Origin of the sequence: Roseateles sp. (assembly GCF_044373315.1) — a bacterium.
Lineage (GTDB): Bacteria > Pseudomonadota > Gammaproteobacteria > Burkholderiales > Burkholderiaceae_C > JACDQM01.
The window spans coordinates 1-15,293 of sequence record NZ_JBILQK010000024.1 but is presented as its reverse complement, the minus strand read 5'-3'; the positions used below and the strand labels follow the sequence as shown (position 1 = coordinate 15,293).

Here is a 15,293-nt window from a genome sequence, read left to right as displayed (position 1 = left end):
TTGAACGCGCTAGAAGCCCTGATCGAAGCCTTGCGCCGCCTGCCCGGTGTTGGGCAGAAGTCGGCGCAACGGATGGCCTACCACCTGCTGCAGCACGACCGCGATGGCGCTCTGCGCTTGTCGCAAGCCTTGGCTGCCGCAGCACAGCAGGTGCGCCACTGCGAGCGCTGCCACACCTTTAGTGAGGCCGCGCTGTGCGACATCTGTGCGGACACGCGGCGCGATGCCAGCCTGCTCTGCGTGGTTGAGTCGCCCGCAGACCTAGCAGCGCTGGAGCGCACCGCCTCGTACCGAGGTTACTACTTCGTGCTGCAGGGCCGCGTCAGTCCGCTGGACGGCGTGGGTGCGCGCCAGATCGGCGCCGAGCAGTTGATCGCACGCGCCGCGCAGGAGCCGGTGCGGGAGGTGATTCTCGCCACGAGTTTCACGGCCGAAGGCGAAGCCACCGCGCATGTGCTGGCCGAGGCGCTGCGGGCACGCGGCATCCGCTCGACACGCCTGGCGCGTGGCGTGCCGGTCGGCAGCGAGCTTGAATACGTGGACCTGGGCACGATTGCCCATGCCCTGGTTGACCGCCGTTGACCCCGATTTCTTTCCAGCCAAGGAGCGCGCCATGACCGTGGCCAACTACTGCATCATCGTGGCCTGTTTGATGCCGATCGTTTGCGCCGGCATTGCCAAGTCCAAGGGCTTTGGCAAGCGGCGCCGTGATGGCGGTTTCGACAACAACAACCCGCGGGCCTGGCTCGCGAACCTGAGCGGCTGGCAGGCGCGGGCCAATGCGGCTCAGGCCAACAGCTTCGAGGCGCTGCCGCTGTTCATCGCCGGTGTGCTGGTGGCGCAGCAGATGGGCGCCAATCAGGAACGGGTGGACATGCTGGCCTTGTCCTTCCTGATGTTTCGCTTGAGCTTTATCGGCCTGTATCTGGCCGACCTGGCAGCGCTGCGCACGCTGGCCTGGACGGCGGGGCTGGCCTGCAGCCTGGCCCTGTTCTTCGCCTGACCGTCGGACTGCCGCCGATGGCGGCGGCCCTCGCTTCAATCAGCGGCGACTGGGCTTTTGCTGGCTGCTGCTGCGCGCTGCAGCCACCTTGCGGGCCGGCGCGGAGCGCGCGGCGCTGTTGCGCTTGGCGGGGCTCGCGGAGGCCACCCGTGTCTTCGCCTGTACCGGTGTGAAGACCACCAGGGTCTGACCGGCTTTCAGACTGGCCTTGGCGCCGAGCTTGTTCCATTGCAGCAACTGCTCGACGCTGACCTTCTGGCGCTGTGCCAGCGCCGCCAGGGTCTCACCCTTGCGAGCCTTGACCGTGATGCGGCGCAACTGCACTTCGGGCTTCAACCTGATGCTGGCGGTGTCGGCCAGATGCTCGGAAACATCCGCCTCATGCCGCGTGCTGCGGGGAATCAGCAGGGTCGATCCCTGGCCGACCAGCATGCGTGGCGGGATCTTGTTGACTTCTCGCAGCGCCGCCTCGCTCATGCCGGCCCTGCCGGCGGCCTCGGCCGGCGTCATGGTACGCGGCACCACCCAGGCGGTCCAGCTCGCCATCGGGCCCTGGTGGGCCGCGAGGGCGCGGCTGAATGCTTCGGCATTGTCCCAAGGCAGCAGCAGTTGCGGCGTGGTGGCCGCCAGCAGCACTGGCTTGTTGACCTGCGGGTTGAACTGCTTGAACTCAGCTTCGCTCATGCCCGCCAGGCGGGCGGCCAGATCGACGTCGATGTCGCGGTCGATGTTGACGGACAGGAAGAAGGGGTGGTTGGCCACCGGCGCCAGGGCCAGCGAGAAGGCTTCCGGCCTCAGCACGATGTTCTTCACCGCCTGCAGCTTGGGCACGTAGTAGCGCGTTTCGTCGGGCATGCGCAGGCTCTCATAGTCGGTCGGCTTGCCGGCCTGCTGATTGCGGCGGATGGCCCGCTGCACATTGCCCTGGCCCCAGTTGTAGGCCGCCAGTGCCAGATGCCAGTCGCCGAACATGCCGTAGAGCTGGCCCAGATAGTCGAGCGCGGCGCGCGTCGACGCAAGCACATTGCGGCGGTCATCGCGGAAGATGTTCTGCTTCAGGTCGAAGTCGCGCCCGGTGGCGGGCATGAACTGCCAGATGCCCGATGCCTTGGCGCTGGACAGGGCCTGCGGATTGAAGGCACTTTCGATGAAGGGCAGTAGGGCCAGCTCGGTGGGCATGCCACGTTTTTCAACCTCGACCACGATGTGATAAAGGTAGCGGCTGCCGCGCTCGGTCATGCGCTGCACATAGTCCGGGCGGCTTGAGTACCACTGCTCGGCCTTGCCGACCAGGGCGTTGTCCAGATCCGGCATCGCAAAGCCTGAACGCACGCGCTGCCACAGGTCGGCGCGCGCACTGGTGTCGTTCAGATCGACCCTGACGCCGGGCTGCAGGCTGTCTTCAAGTTGGGGCAGGGAGGCGGTCACCGAGCTGCCTGGGGCCGATGGCTTCTGCACCTTCGGCAAGCTCTTCGGCTCGACCTGGGTCTGGGCTTGGGCCTGTGGCTGTTCCAGGGGCGGCAGCCCCGGCTCCTGGACGGCGGGCAGACTGGTGCTGGCGCAGCCGCTCAGCAGCGCGCCTAGCACGGTCAGGGTGGGCAGTGCCAAGCGGCGCAAGGCTGGCTTTCGGATCATCGGTTTCATCTGAATTCGTTCTTCCATTGCCGCAGGGTGGCGAACACCGAGACGTCGTCAGCGTCAGCGGCAAGGGTTTGATGCTGTGTTGCCGCGGCCCGAACGGCGGGCTGCTCGCAGCGCAGAAAGGGGTTGATCGCCAGTTCATTGGCGATCGACGAAGGCAGAGTGGGCTGGCCGCCGGCCCTTTGAAACTCGCACCAGCTGCGGTAGTCCCGCAGTGCAGCATTGTCAGGCTCGATGACCTCGGCAAAGCGAAGATTCGACAGCGTGTATTCATGCGCACAGCACACCCGCGTGCTGCCGGGCAGCGCGGCCAGGCTTTGCAGTGAACTCCACATCTGGGCCGGTGTGCCCTCGAAGATCCGGCCGCAGCCGCCCGAGAACAGGGTGTCGCCGCAGAACAGCACCGGCGAGCTGCAGTCGCTTGGCTCGGCCAGATAAAAGGCGATATGGCCGGAGGTATGGCCCGGGATGTCGATCACGTGAAAACGCTGGCCGAGCAACTCGACACTGTCGCCTGCCTGGCAGGGGACGAAGGGCAGTGGCATGACTTCGCGGGCTGGACCCCAGACCTGGCCCTGCAGGCGGGGCTGCAGTTCGCGCAGGCCACCGACATGGTCCCCATGATGGTGGGTCACTAGAATCCCGTCCAAGCGCAGGTCAGCTGCATCAAGCGCTGCGATCACGGGAGCGGCTTCACCGGGGTCGACCACCAGTGCCCGGCTGCCATCGTGCAGCATCCAGATGTAGTTGTCAGTGAAGGCAGCCAGTGGCGCCAGGGTCAGAACAGCCATGCGGCGAGGTCGGGCAGTCCGATGAAGGATGAAGCATCAATTGTAGAGTTGGCCGACTGGTTGCAGACGCCGCCCGGCCAGTATCTGCTGGCCTGGGAGCAGCAGCGCTTCGACGTCGCCGTGGCCGACCTGTTCGGCTTTCATGCGTTGCAAGTCGGCTTGCCTGCTTTGCAAGGCTTGCGTGCCAACCGCATGCCGCACCGCTGGCTGGCGCTTCAGCACCCTCAGGAGCTGGACTTGCGGTCCGGCAGCGGTTCTCTGCTTAGCGAAGTCGACGAGCTGCCGTTCGAGTCTTCGAGCCTCGATCTGGTGCTGTTGCCTCATACCCTGGAACTGGCACCAGACCCGCACCGCACGCTGCGCGAGGTCGAGCGGGTGTTGCGGCCTGAAGGGCGGCTGATCGTCTGTGGTCTCAATCCCGCCAGCGCCTGGGGCTTGCGGCAAAATCTCGGCCGGCTGGTGGGGCATCTGCCTGGCAGCACCGGCCCGCGCTTTCTGCCCAGCAGCGGCGAGTTCATCGGCTACTGGCGGCTGCGAGACTGGCTGCGGCTGCTCAGCTTCGAGGTAGAAGCTGCCGATTTTGGCGCCTACGCGCCGCCCTGGCACAGCGCCGCCTGGTTGCAGCGCTGGCGCTGGATCGAGCCGATCGGCCGCTATTGGTGGCCGGTGCTCGGCGCGCTGTACTTCATCGTGGCCGTCAAGCGAGTGCATGGCATGCGCCTGGTCGGGCTGGCAAAGACCGGCAAGGCCAAGCGCCAGAGCCGCGCTGCCGTGGCACTGAATCGCCACCACAACCCTTCCCGATACGGAACCGAATGACAACATCAGCAACGACAACGACAGACCGACCCGCGATGCCCAAGCCCAAGGTGGTGGTCTACACCGACGGCGCCTGCAAGGGTAATCCGGGGCCGGGCGGCTGGGGCGCCTGGCTGCGCTCGGGCGAGCATGAGCGCGAAATGTTCGGTGGCGAGCGCAACACCACCAACAACCGCATGGAGCTCACTGCCGTGATCGAGGCGCTGGCGTCGCTCAAGCGCAGCTGCAAGGTGGCGGTCTATACCGACAGCGAGTATGTCCGCAAGGGCATGACCGAATGGATCGGTGGCTGGCAGCGGCGCGGCTGGAAGACGGCCGACAACAAGCCGGTGAAGAACGCCGAACTCTGGCAGCGCCTGGAGGCGCTGCGGAAGTTGCACGAAGTGGATTGGCATTGGGTCAAGGGTCACGCCGGCGATCCGGGAAATGAGCGGGCGGATGCGCTGGCCAATCGGGGCGTGGCCTCGCTCTAATGTGCGAAGAGCGCGCAAGCTGGGCTGTTGGAGGCACGAAAGCCTTCTTTGGTCGCCATAACCCGGGCTAGCCCGGCAGCGCGCCACGCGGTTCGCCGCTACAGTGCGCGCTCGGAGAAAAACAGCATGAGCTTCAAGAAACTGCATGGCGTTGTGGCCGTCGTGGCCCTGGTAGGGCTGAGCGGGCTGGCGTATTGGTGGCAGCATCGCGCACCGCCAGCGGGCGCGGGTGCGTCAGCCGCACCGACGGCGCCGGGTGCGCGTCCAGGCGGCGGTGGCGCAGGCCCGAGCGGTCCGGTAGCGGTTGAGGCGGGCAAGGTGAGCCTGATGGCGATGGCTGACGATGCACAGGCCGTCGGCACGCTGCGGGCCCGTCAAGCGGTGACGCTGCGCCCCGAGGTCAGCGGTCGCGTGGTCAAGTTGGGTTTCAACGACGGCCAGCGAGTGCGCCAGGGCCAGGTGCTGGTGCAGCTGGATGACAGCCTGCAGGCGGCCCAGCTGCAGCAGGCCGAGGCGCAGGCTGCCATTGCGCGCACGCAACTGCAGCGCAACCGCGAACTGCTGACGCAAGGCTTTGTCAGCGCCAGCGTCATCGATCAGGCCGAAGCGACCCTGAAGGTGGCCGAGGCCCAGGTGGCCTTGTCCAAGGCGCAGCTGGCGCGCATGCAGGTGCGCGCGCCGTTCGACGGCGTGGCCGGCATCCGCACCGTCAATCTGGGTGACTATGTGAAGGATGGCGCCGATCTGATCGCGATCGAGGATTCCTCCTCGATGTGGGTGGACTTCCGCCTGTCTGAGCGCTTTGTAGCCCGGCTGAAGCTGGGGCAGGAAGTCGAAGTGGCGCTGGACGCCTTGCCGGGTCGCGCCTTCAAGGCCAAGGTCGAGGCCCTGGATACACAGCTCGACGCCAACGGTCGTTCGATGCTGGTGCGGGCGCGCGTCGCCGGAGATTCCGCTGCGCTGCGCAGCGGCTTGTTCGCCCGCGTTCGGGTGGTGTTCTCGGTGCGCGAGCAGGCGCTGGTTGTGCCGGAGGAAGCGTTGGTGCCGCAGGGTGGCAAGCAGTATGTCGTCAAGCTGGTGCCCGGCCAGGACGGCAAGGGCCTGACGTCTGAGCGCGTCGAAGCCAAGCTGGGCATGCGCGTACCGGGCAAGGTCGAGTTGCTCGGGGGTGTCGCGGCTGGCGATCTGGTCGTGACGGCAGGCCAGTCGCGCTTGATGCGCGGCGGGCCGCAGCAAGTCAAGCTGGTGGATGTCGACAAGCCAGGTGCGCCGCGCGCGCCGGCTGCGGCTTCGGCCGCGGCGACCAAGCCTTCGAACTGAGGTCGCCGCCATGCGCATGTCGGAAGTTTCCATTCGCCGTCCGGTCTTCGCCACGGTGATGTCCTTGCTGCTGCTGCTGGTGGGCCTGGTGTCCTTCGGCAAGCTGAGCCTGCGCGAATATCCGCGCATCGACGAGCCCGTGGTGACCGTGAGCACACGTCTGGCTGGCGCTTCGTCCGAGGTGATCGAGTCGCAGGTGACCAAGCCGCTGGAGGACTCCATCTCCGGCATTGATGGCGTGGACATCCTGACCTCGATCTCGCGCTCCGAACAGAGCCAGATCACGGTACGCTTCAAGCTTGAGAAGAACCCCGACGACGCCGCCGCCGATGTGCGCGATCGCGTCTCGCGCGTGCGCGGTCGCCTGCCCGACGCCGCGGATGAGCCGGTGGTGTCCAAGGTGGAGGCCGATGCTACGCCGACCATCTGGCTGGCCTTCACCAGCGAGACGCTGAACCCGCTTGAGATCACCGATCTGGTCAACCGCGTGGTCAAGCCGCGGCTGCAGACCATTCCCGGCGTGGCCGATGTGCAGATCGGCGGCGACCGCAAGTACGCGATGCGGATCTGGCTGGATGCCGATCGCCTGGCCGCCTACAAGCTGACCGTGCAGGATGTCGAGGACGCGCTGCGCAAGCAGAACCTGGAAGTACCGGCTGGCCGCATCGAGAGCCAGCAGCGCGAATTCAACGTCACCGCGCGCACAGACCTGAACACGGTGGCGCAGTTCGGCGAGGTGGCACTCAAGCAGGCTGGCGGCATTACCGTGCGGCTCAAGGACGTGGCGCGCATTGAGGAGGCCGCTGCCAGCGAGCGTTCCCGCGTGCGCCTGAATGGCGTGCCTTCGGTCTCGACCGGCGTTATCCGCCAGGCCACCGCCAATCCGCTGGAGGTGGCCGCCGGCGTGCGCGCGATGGTGCCGCGCATCCAGGAAGACCTGCCGGCCTCGATCGAGGTGCGCCAGGCCAACGACAACTCGGTCTTCATCGACCGCTCGATCAAGTCGGTCTACCGAACCATCGCTGAAGCCGTGGTGCTGGTGGCGCTTGTGGTGTTCGTTTTTCTGCGCACACTGCGGGCGTCCTTCATCCCGCTGGTGACGATTCCTGTCAGCCTGATCGGCAGCTTTGCGCTGATGGCGGCGGCTGGCTTTACCGTCAACACGCTGACGCTGCTGGCCCTGGTGCTGGCCATCGGCCTGGTGGTGGACGACGCCATCGTCGTGCTGGAGAACATCTTCCGTCACATCGAAGAGGGGCTTGAGCCGTTCCAGGCCGCGCTCAAGGGCGCCAAGGAAATCGGCTTCGCGGTTGTGGCCATGACGCTGACGCTGGCGGCCGTGTTTGCGCCGCTGGCTTTCACGCCTGGGCGCACCGGGCGCTTGTTCACCGAGTTCGCGCTGACGCTGGCCGGTGCGGTGATCGTGTCGGGCTTTGTGGCACTGACGCTGACGCCCATGCTGTGCAGCAAGCTGCTGCGCCATAACGCCAATCCGACGCGCTTCGATTCCGGCATGGAAAAGGTGCTGGTGTGGATCAGCAATCGCTACGCCGGCGCGCTACGCATGGCGCTGCACCACCGCTGGTTTGTCGTGCTGGTGATGCTGGCCTCTGGCGCCGGCAGCTGGTGGCTGTTCTCGACCTCGAAGTCCGAGCTGGCGCCGCAGGAGGACCGGGGTGTGATCTTCATGCCGGTGAACGCGCCTGACGGCTCGACGCTGGAGTTCACCGCCCGCTATCTGGATGCGATCGACGGCATTACGGCGCAGTACCCCGAGTTCGACCGCCGCTTCATGTTCCTTGGCGGCGGGCAGGTGTCTCAGGCGACTGCCATCCTGCGGACGGTGGACTGGTCGGAACGCAATATCAGCACCCAGGAATTGGCGCGCAAGCTGCAGCCGCAGCTGGCCGGTCTGCCGGGTGTGACAGTTTTCCCGATCACACCGCCCAGCCTCGGCCAGGGTTTTCGCGAGCGGCCGATCAACTTCGTGATCGTCACCAGCGACAGCTATGCCAATCTGGCGCGCGTCACGCAAGACTTCATGGGTGCGCTGGCCAAGAATCCGGGGTTCGTGTCCCCCGACAACGATCTGCGCCTGAACAAGCCCGAGGTCTTCCTCGAGGTGGATCGCGAGCGCGCGGCTGACCTCGGGGTGAACGTCGATCAGGTGGCTCGCACCGTCGAAACCATGTTGGGTGGCCGCGCGGTGACGCGCTACAAGCGCGATGCGGACCAGTACGACGTGCTGGTGCAGACCGATGCGGCGGGCCGCACGACGCCTGAGCACATCGAGAAGTTGTTCGTGCGCGGGCGCAACGAGACCATGATTCCGTTGGCGAATCTGGTGAAGGTGCGCGAGGCGGTGAGTCCGCGCGAGCTGAACCACTTCAACCAGCGTCGCTCGGTGTCGATCACCGCCAACCTGGCGCCGGGCTATGCGCTGGGCGAAGCGCTGCAGTTCATGGACAAGACCGCACGCGAAGTCCTGCCCGAGGGCTACACCACCGAGCTGAACGGCGTCTCGCGCGAGTTCCGGGCCTCCAGCGGGGCGCTGGGCGTGGTCTTCGTGCTGGCGCTGCTGTTCATCTTCCTGGTGCTGGCGGCGCAGTTCGAGAGCTTCATCGATCCCTTCGTGATCATGCTGGCGGTGCCGCTGTCGATGGTCGGCGCGCTGGCCGCCTTGCAATGGAGCGGCGGAACGCTGAACGTCTATTCGCAGATTGGCTTGATCACCTTGGTGGGCTTGATTACCAAGCACGGCATTCTGATTGTCGAATTCAGCAATCAGCTGCGCATCCAGGGCAAGGACGTCATGGAGGCGGTCATCGAGGCCTCGGCCTTGCGTTTGCGGCCCATCCTGATGACGACCGGGGCCATGGTGCTGGGTGCCGTGCCGCTGGCACTGGCCACCGGCGCTGGCGCGGAGAGCCGTCAGCAGATCGGCTGGGTGATCGTCGGCGGCATGACGGTCGGCACGTTGCTGACCATCTTCGTGGTGCCGGTGGTCTACACGCTGCTGGCTCGCAAGAGCATTCCGGGCGAAATCACGACGCCAGCGCTGGTGTCGTGATTGGCGGCGTGGGGCGCTGCGCCGGGCTGGCGAAGCTGCGCAGCCCCTGCAGGTCCAGCACCTCGATGCCACGCCGGCGTACAGCGATCAGGCCGACAGCTTCGAGTCTCTGCAGGGCGGCATTGGCGCGCTGCCTGGAGACACCCGCGAGCTGTCCGACCTCGGATTGACGCAGGTCCAGGAACGGGCCGGGCTGCGGATAGAGCTCCGGGTTGAACAGGGCGGCCAGGCTCCGGGCTACACGCTCGGTGGAGTCCAGCAGCCGCGCGTCACACAGCTGGGCGATGAAGCTCCCCATGCGGGCACTCATCAGACCTTGCAGATAGTGGTTGAAGGGCAGGCTGGTGGCACGCAGCCACTCAAAGGTTTCGCGCGGCATCAGGGCCAGTTGGCTGTCACGCATGGCCACGCCGTCGTACTGCCAGCAGCCGCGCTTGATCAGCGTGCCTTCGCCGAACCAGCCCCCGGGCGCAACGCCCAGCAGCGTGGTCTCGCGACCGCCAGGCGAGTAGATGCTCATCTTGCCGAAACCGCTGATGAGACCCATCCAATGCTCAGCAGGCTCGCCCATGCGCACCATGGCCTGGCCGGCCAGCACATTGCGCTCGCGGCACTCAGCCTGCACGCGTGCCAGCTCGGCCGCGCCGAGGTTGCGACCCCAGACCGATTTCTCCAGCATCTCTTGCAGCTTCATGGGCGGATTCTAGGAGGCTGACCGGCTTTGGGCTGGGCACCCACAGCCCGCAGCCCAGCGCTACAGCGTCCAGGCAAGGGTGGGCGCCTAGAATCGCGCCATTGCGTCAATAGACCTTCCATCACGATGAGCATCAAGAGCGACAAGTGGATCCGCCGCATGGCCGAGCAGCACGGCATGATCGAACCCTTCGAGCCGGGCCAGGTTCGCGCCGATGCCGAGGGCCGCAGAATCGTCAGCTATGGCACCAGCAGCTATGGCTATGACATCCGCTGCGCGCCGGAGTTCAAGATCTTCACCAATGTGCACAGCACCGTGGTCGATCCAAAGAACTTCGACGAAAAGAGCTTTGTGGATTTCGAGGGTGAGTGCTGCATCATTCCGCCCAACAGTTTTGCGCTGGCGCGCACCGTCGAGTACTTCCGCATCCCGCGCAATGTGCTGACCATCTGTCTGGGCAAGAGCACCTATGCGCGCTGCGGCATCATCGTCAACGTCACACCCTTCGAGCCCGAGTGGGAGGGCTACGTGACGCTGGAGTTCAGCAACACCACGCCGCTGCCGGCCAAGATCTATGCGGGCGAAGGCTGTGCGCAGGTGCTGTTCTTCGAGAGCGATGAGGTCTGCGAGACCAGTTACAAGGATCGCGGCGGCAAGTACCAGGGGCAGCGCGGCGTCACCTTGCCCAAGACTTGAGCGCAATGAGGGGGTGAATCCGCCCCTATTTTGGCCTTAAGTTTTTGCCTGGGCGCTCATCATCCCGTCATCGAAGTCATCCGTGACGAGGTTTCCGATGATTGTCCCGCTGCACCTCCTGCCTGCCGCTGCTCACGAGCTTCCGGCGCTGCCAGACACCTTCCTGAAGCCTGAGGCTGCCGCAGAGCACTTCGTTCTTGACATGCCGGTGGCCGGCGCCGTGGCGCTGAGCGATCTGCAGGATTTCCAGCGCTTGCTTCAGGCTGAAGGGCAGGGACTGCAACCGACCCGCATGCTTTACGACCGGCTTTACGCGTTCGAGCGTCTGGCCGCAGCCCATGCCAGCGCCAATCCGGCGCTGCAGCAACTGGCCATGCAACTGTTCAATCGATACCAGCAGGCCGGTGAGTGGATCGGCCTGATCCATTGACCCGACGCCGCCAATGAGCAAAGCCCCGCAAGCCGGGGCTTTTTGCGTTTTCTATGCAGGGTTGCGCAGCCAGCCGATTACTGCAATGCGCACAGCCAATCGCAACGCAGGCGGCCTGCCCGGTGCATGCGGCACCGCCAGCGTACATAGGCGGTCGGCAGCAGGGTACCCATCAGCAGCACGGGCAACATCAACCAGTCTTGCAAGAGGATCAGTCCAGGCAGGGCGGCCCAGCCCAGTAACCAGCAGCACAGGACCAGGTCCCAGATCTGCAACTCCACCACATGCCGCTGCCCATGCTGCCGCATCCATTGCTTGACCTGAGTCAGTTGGATCAAGGTCACGCTGCACCTCACGATCGTCAGTTTGGCGTCAGCAACTATGCACCGAACCCTTTGCTCGCGCCAGTGGCACCGCCATGGTGCGGGGAGCCCCACGCAAGGACGTGCGGCTGCAGCAGTCTGGCGGGCCTGGTTGATCGGTGATCGTGCAATTTCTTTGCTGGCCGAGAGCCGCTTGTCATCTGCGCTAAACATTGATCCGCGAGACTCTCGCGTCGACAGTGGGCGGGCGTGCGGCTGTTCAGCAGAGTCAGGGTGGCACCATCCTTGCTCAATCCGGAGCGCGCGCCGCTTGGCACCTTTGGTGTGCGCAAACGTTCTGACTGACTCCTGTGTTTTGGCCATTGGCTTCTCATTCACAAGAGCTCGGGAGATGCAAGAGGGGGGTTTCTCGGTGTGGGGAAACTGCGATCCCAAACGTTTGCGAATGGTGCTGATGCTACATTTTTTACAGTCAAGCCTCGGCAGGGCGTTATGCGCCTTCTCTTTCAGGAGTCATCAGGATGAATAGCAATCGTTGGAACTTCACACGGACAGCGCTGAGCGCTGCCGTCGCCATCGTGGCCGCAGCGCCGGTCATGGCACAGAACACGACCGCCGCCGTCGGCGGGCGCATCGTTGCGAACGATGGCAAGCCCGTCGCGGGTGCAGCGGTCGTGATCCTGCATCGCGAGTCGGGCTCGGTGACCAACCTCGTGACCGATGGCGAAGGGCGCTACTCGGCACGCGGCCTGCGCGTCGGCGGCCCCTACACGATCACCGTCAGCAAGGGTGCTGACAAGGAAACGCGTGACGGCATCTTCCTGGCGCTGGCTGAGAGCCTGGCTCTGGATGTGACGCTCGGCGCTTCGCAGCTGGCGACCGTGACGGTGACCGGCTCCAGCGCGACTCTGGGTCGTTTCAATGCCGGTGGTACCGGCGCCGGCACCAGCCTCGGCCGTGCTGAGCTGGACTCCTATGCATCCATCGCGCGCAGCCTGTCTGACTACGCCCGCCAGGACCCGCGACTGTCCCAGACGGACAAGGATCGCGGCGAGATTGCAGCGCTGGGTCAAAACGCACGCTACAACTCCATCACCGTTGACGGCGTGCGGATCAACGACACCTTCGGCCTTGAGGGCAATGGTCTGCCAACGGCCAAGCAGCCGATTTCCATCGACGCGATCGAGTCGGTTCAGGTCAATATCTCGAACTACGACGTCACCCAGCAGGGCTACACCGGCGCGAACATCAATGCGGTGACCAAGTCAGGCACCAATTCGCTCAAGGGCAGCCTGTACTACGTGTTTCGCGACGACAAGCTCGTTGGCGATCGCTTCAACCAGACGACAGGTGCCTACTTCAAGCCGGCGCCCTTTACCGAGAACACCAAGGGCGTCACGCTGGGCGGCCCGATCATCAAGGACAAGCTGTTCTTCTTCGTCAGTGCCGAGGACACACGCAGCTCTCGTGATGCGCCCGCTTTTGGACCTGTGGGCAGCTCGCAGACCAATGTGGGCATCACCCAGGCGCAGATCGACGCCGCCATCAAGGTTGCCAAGGACAAGTACGGCATCGACATCGGCAGCTTCAATGTGCCGGCTGGTAATGAGCTGATGGTCAAGGACACCTTGCTCAAGCTCGACTGGAACATCAGCGATTCGCACCGTGCCAATGTGCGCTTCTCCAAGACCGAGCAGGCCGAGCCGATCTTCCCGAACATCTTTGGCACGGCGCTGTCTCTGAATTCGCACTGGTACACACCAGAGAAGACCATCAAGTCTGTGGTCGGCCAATGGTTCGGCGACTGGACCGAAAACTTCTCTACCGAGCTGAAGGTGTCCAAGCGCGATTACGAAAGCATCCCCGCGCTGTTTTCCAACCAGCCACAGGTTCAGCTGACGTTCACCGGCCCTGCGCCTGCTGGCACCACCGGTTCGACCCGCAACCTGCGCTTCGGCACCGAGGAGTTCCGCCACTTCAACCAGCTGGCGACCAAGACGACGGATGCTTACTTCGCAGGCACCCTGTTCAAGGATGACCATGAGCTGAAGTTTGGCGTGGACGTCCAGCGCAATGAGATCTTCAACGCATTCGTGAACGCCAGCAGTGGCGTCTACGAGTTCCGCGACGCTGATCCGGTGGCCCTGTTCGCCGCGGGCAGGCCTTCTTCCTACCGTGTGCGTGTTCCGCTGACTGGCTTTGAGTTGAAGGACAGCGCAGCCAACTGGACCCTGAACAGCCTCGGCTTGTTCGCACAGGACACCTGGACCGTCAGCAAGAACCTGACCGTCACGGGCGGCCTGCGCGTGGATCAGAGCAGCACGGATGACCGCCCGACGGCCAACCCCACGGTCGCCTTGCCGACGGTGGCTGCGACCGCCGCCACCCGCGGGCGCCAGACTGGCGGCTTCGGCCTCGACAACACGGTGACGATCGATGGACAGGTGCTGGTGCAGCCCCGTCTGGCGTTCAATCTGAATTTGGCGCCCGCGTCCAAGCTGAAGTCACAGCTGCGTGGCGGTCTCGGTCTGTTCCAAGGCGCGGCTGCCAGCGTCTGGCTGACCAACCCGTACCAGAACACCGGCATGACCAGTGCTGAATTCAGCTGCAGCGGTGCCACTTGCGGCAATCTGGTGTTCTCGCCTGATCCTTCCAAGCAACCGGTGTTGACCGGCGTGCCGCCGGCAGCCGGGGTGGACTTGATCTCTTCGAATCTGAAGCAGCCTTCGGTCTGGAAGATGAACCTGGCTTGGGACGCACAACTCCCCCATGGCCTGTTGCTCAGCGCTGAATGGATCCACACCAAGACCAAGGACGGCATCGCCTATCGCCACCTGAATCTGGGTGCTCCGACCGCGGTAGGCCCGGATGGTCGCCAGCTGTTCTACAACGCCGCTGCGCTGAGCGCGAATTGCTGGAACGGTGGTGACGCATTTGTGACTGGCGCCAACTGTGTCAGCCCGACCCGCCGTGCCCAGTCGAACGAGAGGTTCGGCGACGTCGTGCTCGGTCAGCGCACGGGCGAAGGTGGTGGCAACGCACTGACGGTTGCGCTGTCGGGGGCGTTCAACAAGGCCGTGAACTGGGGCATCGCCTACACGCACACGACCTCGAAGGAAGTGAACTCGCTGAACTCATCGCGCGCGATTTCCAACTGGAACGGCATCGCGATCGTGAATCCGAACGTCGATGTGCTGGAAAATTCGGCCTACCTGATTCGCGACCGGGTCAACGCCAACGCGAGCTGGTCCAAGGCCTTCGTGGGCTCCTACAAGACCAGCGTGGGCTTGTTCTACGAAGGCCGCTCGGGCCGTCCGTTCAGCTGGACGTACCGCAACGACATGAACGGCGACGGCTTCTCGGGCAATGACCTGATGTACATCCCGAAGGCGCCTGGCTCGGGTGAAGTCCTGTTTGCCGGCAGGACCGAAGCTGAGCGCAAGGCCAACGAAGACAAGTTCTGGGCCATCGTGTCGGCCACCGCTGCCCTGGACGGCGTGCGCGGAACCACCACGCGCCGCAATGCCAACTTCGCCAAGTTCGTCAACAGCTTCGATCTGCGCCTGAGTCAGGAACTGCCGGGCTTGATGAACAAGCACAAGGGCTTGGTAACTTTCGACCTGCTGAACGTCGGGAACATGCTGAACAAGCGCTGGGGTCGGATCGAAGAGGCGGGCTTCAACGCCGGTACTGTGGGCGGTGTGTCGAACGTTGGCGGTGCCTCGCGCAGCTTCGTGAACTTCGCAGGCATGCAGGACGGCAAGTACGTCTACAACGTGGTCGACTTCGAGAACCCCTTGCTCAAGCAGAACAAGGGTGAATCGCAGTGGGCCGTGCAGGTGACCTTGAAGTATCAGTTCTGATCGACAGCGGACTGTTCGTCCTTTGAGGGCTCCTTCGGGAGCCCTTTTTTCATGTGCGCTCAGCATGAGCGCACTCTTGCGGGTGCAAGTCCCGCCGTAAGTTGATCACAGCGAACGAAGCGAAGCGCAACTGCACGAGGGCGACCGAATGTGGGGAGGAAGCGTGGAGC

The 15,293-nt window shown here is 64.6% G+C and carries 13 protein-coding genes; 9 read left to right on the top strand and 4 right to left on the bottom strand.

The window, feature by feature from the left end; all coding sequences use genetic code 11:
- Positions 1-582: a recombination mediator RecR gene (gene recR, locus ACIQ67_RS08020; RefSeq protein WP_397533839.1), complete on the top strand. Its 582-nt coding sequence runs from the start codon at positions 1-3 to the stop codon at positions 580-582.
- Positions 560-1,003 carry an MAPEG family protein gene (locus ACIQ67_RS08015; protein WP_397533838.1) on the top strand — a complete coding sequence of 148 codons (444 nt, stop codon included), beginning with the start codon at positions 560-562 and terminating at the stop codon, positions 1,001-1,003. The genes recR and ACIQ67_RS08015 overlap by 23 nt, the downstream gene beginning before the upstream one ends.
- A gap of 39 nt (positions 1,004-1,042) precedes the next feature.
- On the opposite strand, the gene ACIQ67_RS08010 is transcribed toward ACIQ67_RS08015, so the two are convergent.
- Both ACIQ67_RS08010 and gloB read right to left on the bottom strand, forming a co-directional pair.
- Positions 1,043-2,638: a transglycosylase SLT domain-containing protein gene (locus tag ACIQ67_RS08010; protein WP_397533837.1), complete on the bottom strand. Its 1,596-nt coding sequence runs from the start codon at positions 2,636-2,638 to the stop codon at positions 1,043-1,045.
- Between the two features lie 5 nt (positions 2,639-2,643).
- Positions 2,644-3,426 carry a hydroxyacylglutathione hydrolase gene (gene gloB / locus ACIQ67_RS08005; RefSeq protein WP_397533862.1) on the bottom strand — a complete coding sequence of 261 codons (783 nt, stop codon included), beginning with the start codon at positions 3,424-3,426 and terminating at the stop codon, positions 2,644-2,646.
- Positions 3,427-3,483: 57 nt separating this feature from the next.
- Here gloB and ACIQ67_RS08000 point away from each other — a divergent pair, with 57 nt between their 5' ends.
- From ACIQ67_RS08000 to ACIQ67_RS07985, 4 genes are all read left to right on the top strand, one after another.
- On the top strand, positions 3,484-4,254 hold the full coding sequence (locus tag ACIQ67_RS08000; RefSeq protein ID WP_397533836.1) for a class I SAM-dependent methyltransferase: 771 nt from the start codon (positions 3,484-3,486) through the stop codon (positions 4,252-4,254).
- A gap of 35 nt (positions 4,255-4,289) precedes the next feature.
- On the top strand, positions 4,290-4,727 hold the full coding sequence (gene rnhA / locus ACIQ67_RS07995) for a ribonuclease HI (RefSeq protein ID WP_397533835.1): 438 nt from the start codon (positions 4,290-4,292) through the stop codon (positions 4,725-4,727).
- 126 nt (positions 4,728-4,853) lie between these two features.
- Positions 4,854-6,047 (top strand): efflux RND transporter periplasmic adaptor subunit, encoded by a 1,194-nt coding sequence (locus ACIQ67_RS07990; protein ID WP_397533834.1) that lies wholly within the window; start codon positions 4,854-4,856, stop codon positions 6,045-6,047.
- A 10-nt stretch (positions 6,048-6,057) separates the two neighbouring features.
- Positions 6,058-9,117 carry an efflux RND transporter permease subunit gene (locus tag ACIQ67_RS07985; protein WP_397533833.1) on the top strand — a complete coding sequence of 1,020 codons (3,060 nt, stop codon included), beginning with the start codon at positions 6,058-6,060 and terminating at the stop codon, positions 9,115-9,117.
- Here ACIQ67_RS07985 and ACIQ67_RS07980 read toward each other — a convergent pair.
- On the bottom strand, positions 9,092-9,811 hold the full coding sequence (locus ACIQ67_RS07980; protein WP_397533832.1) for a Crp/Fnr family transcriptional regulator: 720 nt from the start codon (positions 9,809-9,811) through the stop codon (positions 9,092-9,094). The genes ACIQ67_RS07985 and ACIQ67_RS07980 overlap by 26 nt on opposite strands.
- Before the next feature lie 126 nt (positions 9,812-9,937).
- On the opposite strand from ACIQ67_RS07980, the gene dcd reads away from it, so the two are divergent.
- Together dcd and ACIQ67_RS07970 are read left to right on the top strand one after the other, a co-directional pair.
- Positions 9,938-10,507 (top strand): dCTP deaminase, encoded by a 570-nt coding sequence (gene dcd / locus ACIQ67_RS07975; RefSeq protein ID WP_397533831.1) that lies wholly within the window; start codon positions 9,938-9,940, stop codon positions 10,505-10,507.
- A gap of 97 nt (positions 10,508-10,604) precedes the next feature.
- Positions 10,605-10,937, top strand: coding sequence for a hypothetical protein (locus ACIQ67_RS07970; RefSeq protein WP_397533830.1), 333 nt, complete (start codon positions 10,605-10,607; stop codon positions 10,935-10,937).
- Positions 10,938-11,014: 77 nt separating this feature from the next.
- Here the strand turns inward: ACIQ67_RS07970 and ACIQ67_RS07965 are convergent, their stop codons facing one another.
- The gene (locus ACIQ67_RS07965; protein WP_397533829.1) at positions 11,015-11,275 is read right to left on the bottom strand and encodes a hypothetical protein; all 261 of its coding nucleotides are present in this window, start codon (positions 11,273-11,275) and stop codon (positions 11,015-11,017) included.
- A 506-nt stretch (positions 11,276-11,781) separates the two neighbouring features.
- On the opposite strand from ACIQ67_RS07965, the gene ACIQ67_RS07960 reads away from it, so the two are divergent.
- Positions 11,782-15,123, top strand: a complete 3,342-nt coding sequence (locus ACIQ67_RS07960; protein ID WP_397533828.1) for a TonB-dependent receptor domain-containing protein — start codon at positions 11,782-11,784, stop codon at positions 15,121-15,123.
- Positions 15,124-15,293 lie beyond the last annotated feature (170 nt).

Bases quoted from the DNA above. Each gene is read 5' to 3' on its own strand.
- ACIQ67_RS07985 (WP_397533833.1), top strand. From the start codon at position 6,058: ATGCGCATGTCGGAAGTTTCCATTCGCCGTCCGGTCTTCGCCACGGTG.
- rnhA (WP_397533835.1), top strand. From the start codon at position 4,290: ATGCCCAAGCCCAAGGTGGTGGTCTACACCGACGGCGCCTGCAAGGGT.
- ACIQ67_RS07980 (WP_397533832.1), bottom strand. From the start codon at position 9,811: ATGAAGCTGCAAGAGATGCTGGAGAAATCGGTCTGGGGTCGCAACCTC.
- ACIQ67_RS07990 (WP_397533834.1), top strand. From the start codon at position 4,854: ATGAGCTTCAAGAAACTGCATGGCGTTGTGGCCGTCGTGGCCCTGGTA.
- ACIQ67_RS08015 (WP_397533838.1), top strand. From the start codon at position 560: ATGCCCTGGTTGACCGCCGTTGACCCCGATTTCTTTCCAGCCAAGGAG.
- dcd (WP_397533831.1), top strand. From the start codon at position 9,938: ATGAGCATCAAGAGCGACAAGTGGATCCGCCGCATGGCCGAGCAGCAC.
- ACIQ67_RS07960 (WP_397533828.1), top strand. From the start codon at position 11,782: ATGAATAGCAATCGTTGGAACTTCACACGGACAGCGCTGAGCGCTGCC.
- ACIQ67_RS07970 (WP_397533830.1), top strand. From the start codon at position 10,605: ATGATTGTCCCGCTGCACCTCCTGCCTGCCGCTGCTCACGAGCTTCCG.
- ACIQ67_RS08010 (WP_397533837.1), bottom strand. From the start codon at position 2,638: ATGATCCGAAAGCCAGCCTTGCGCCGCTTGGCACTGCCCACCCTGACC.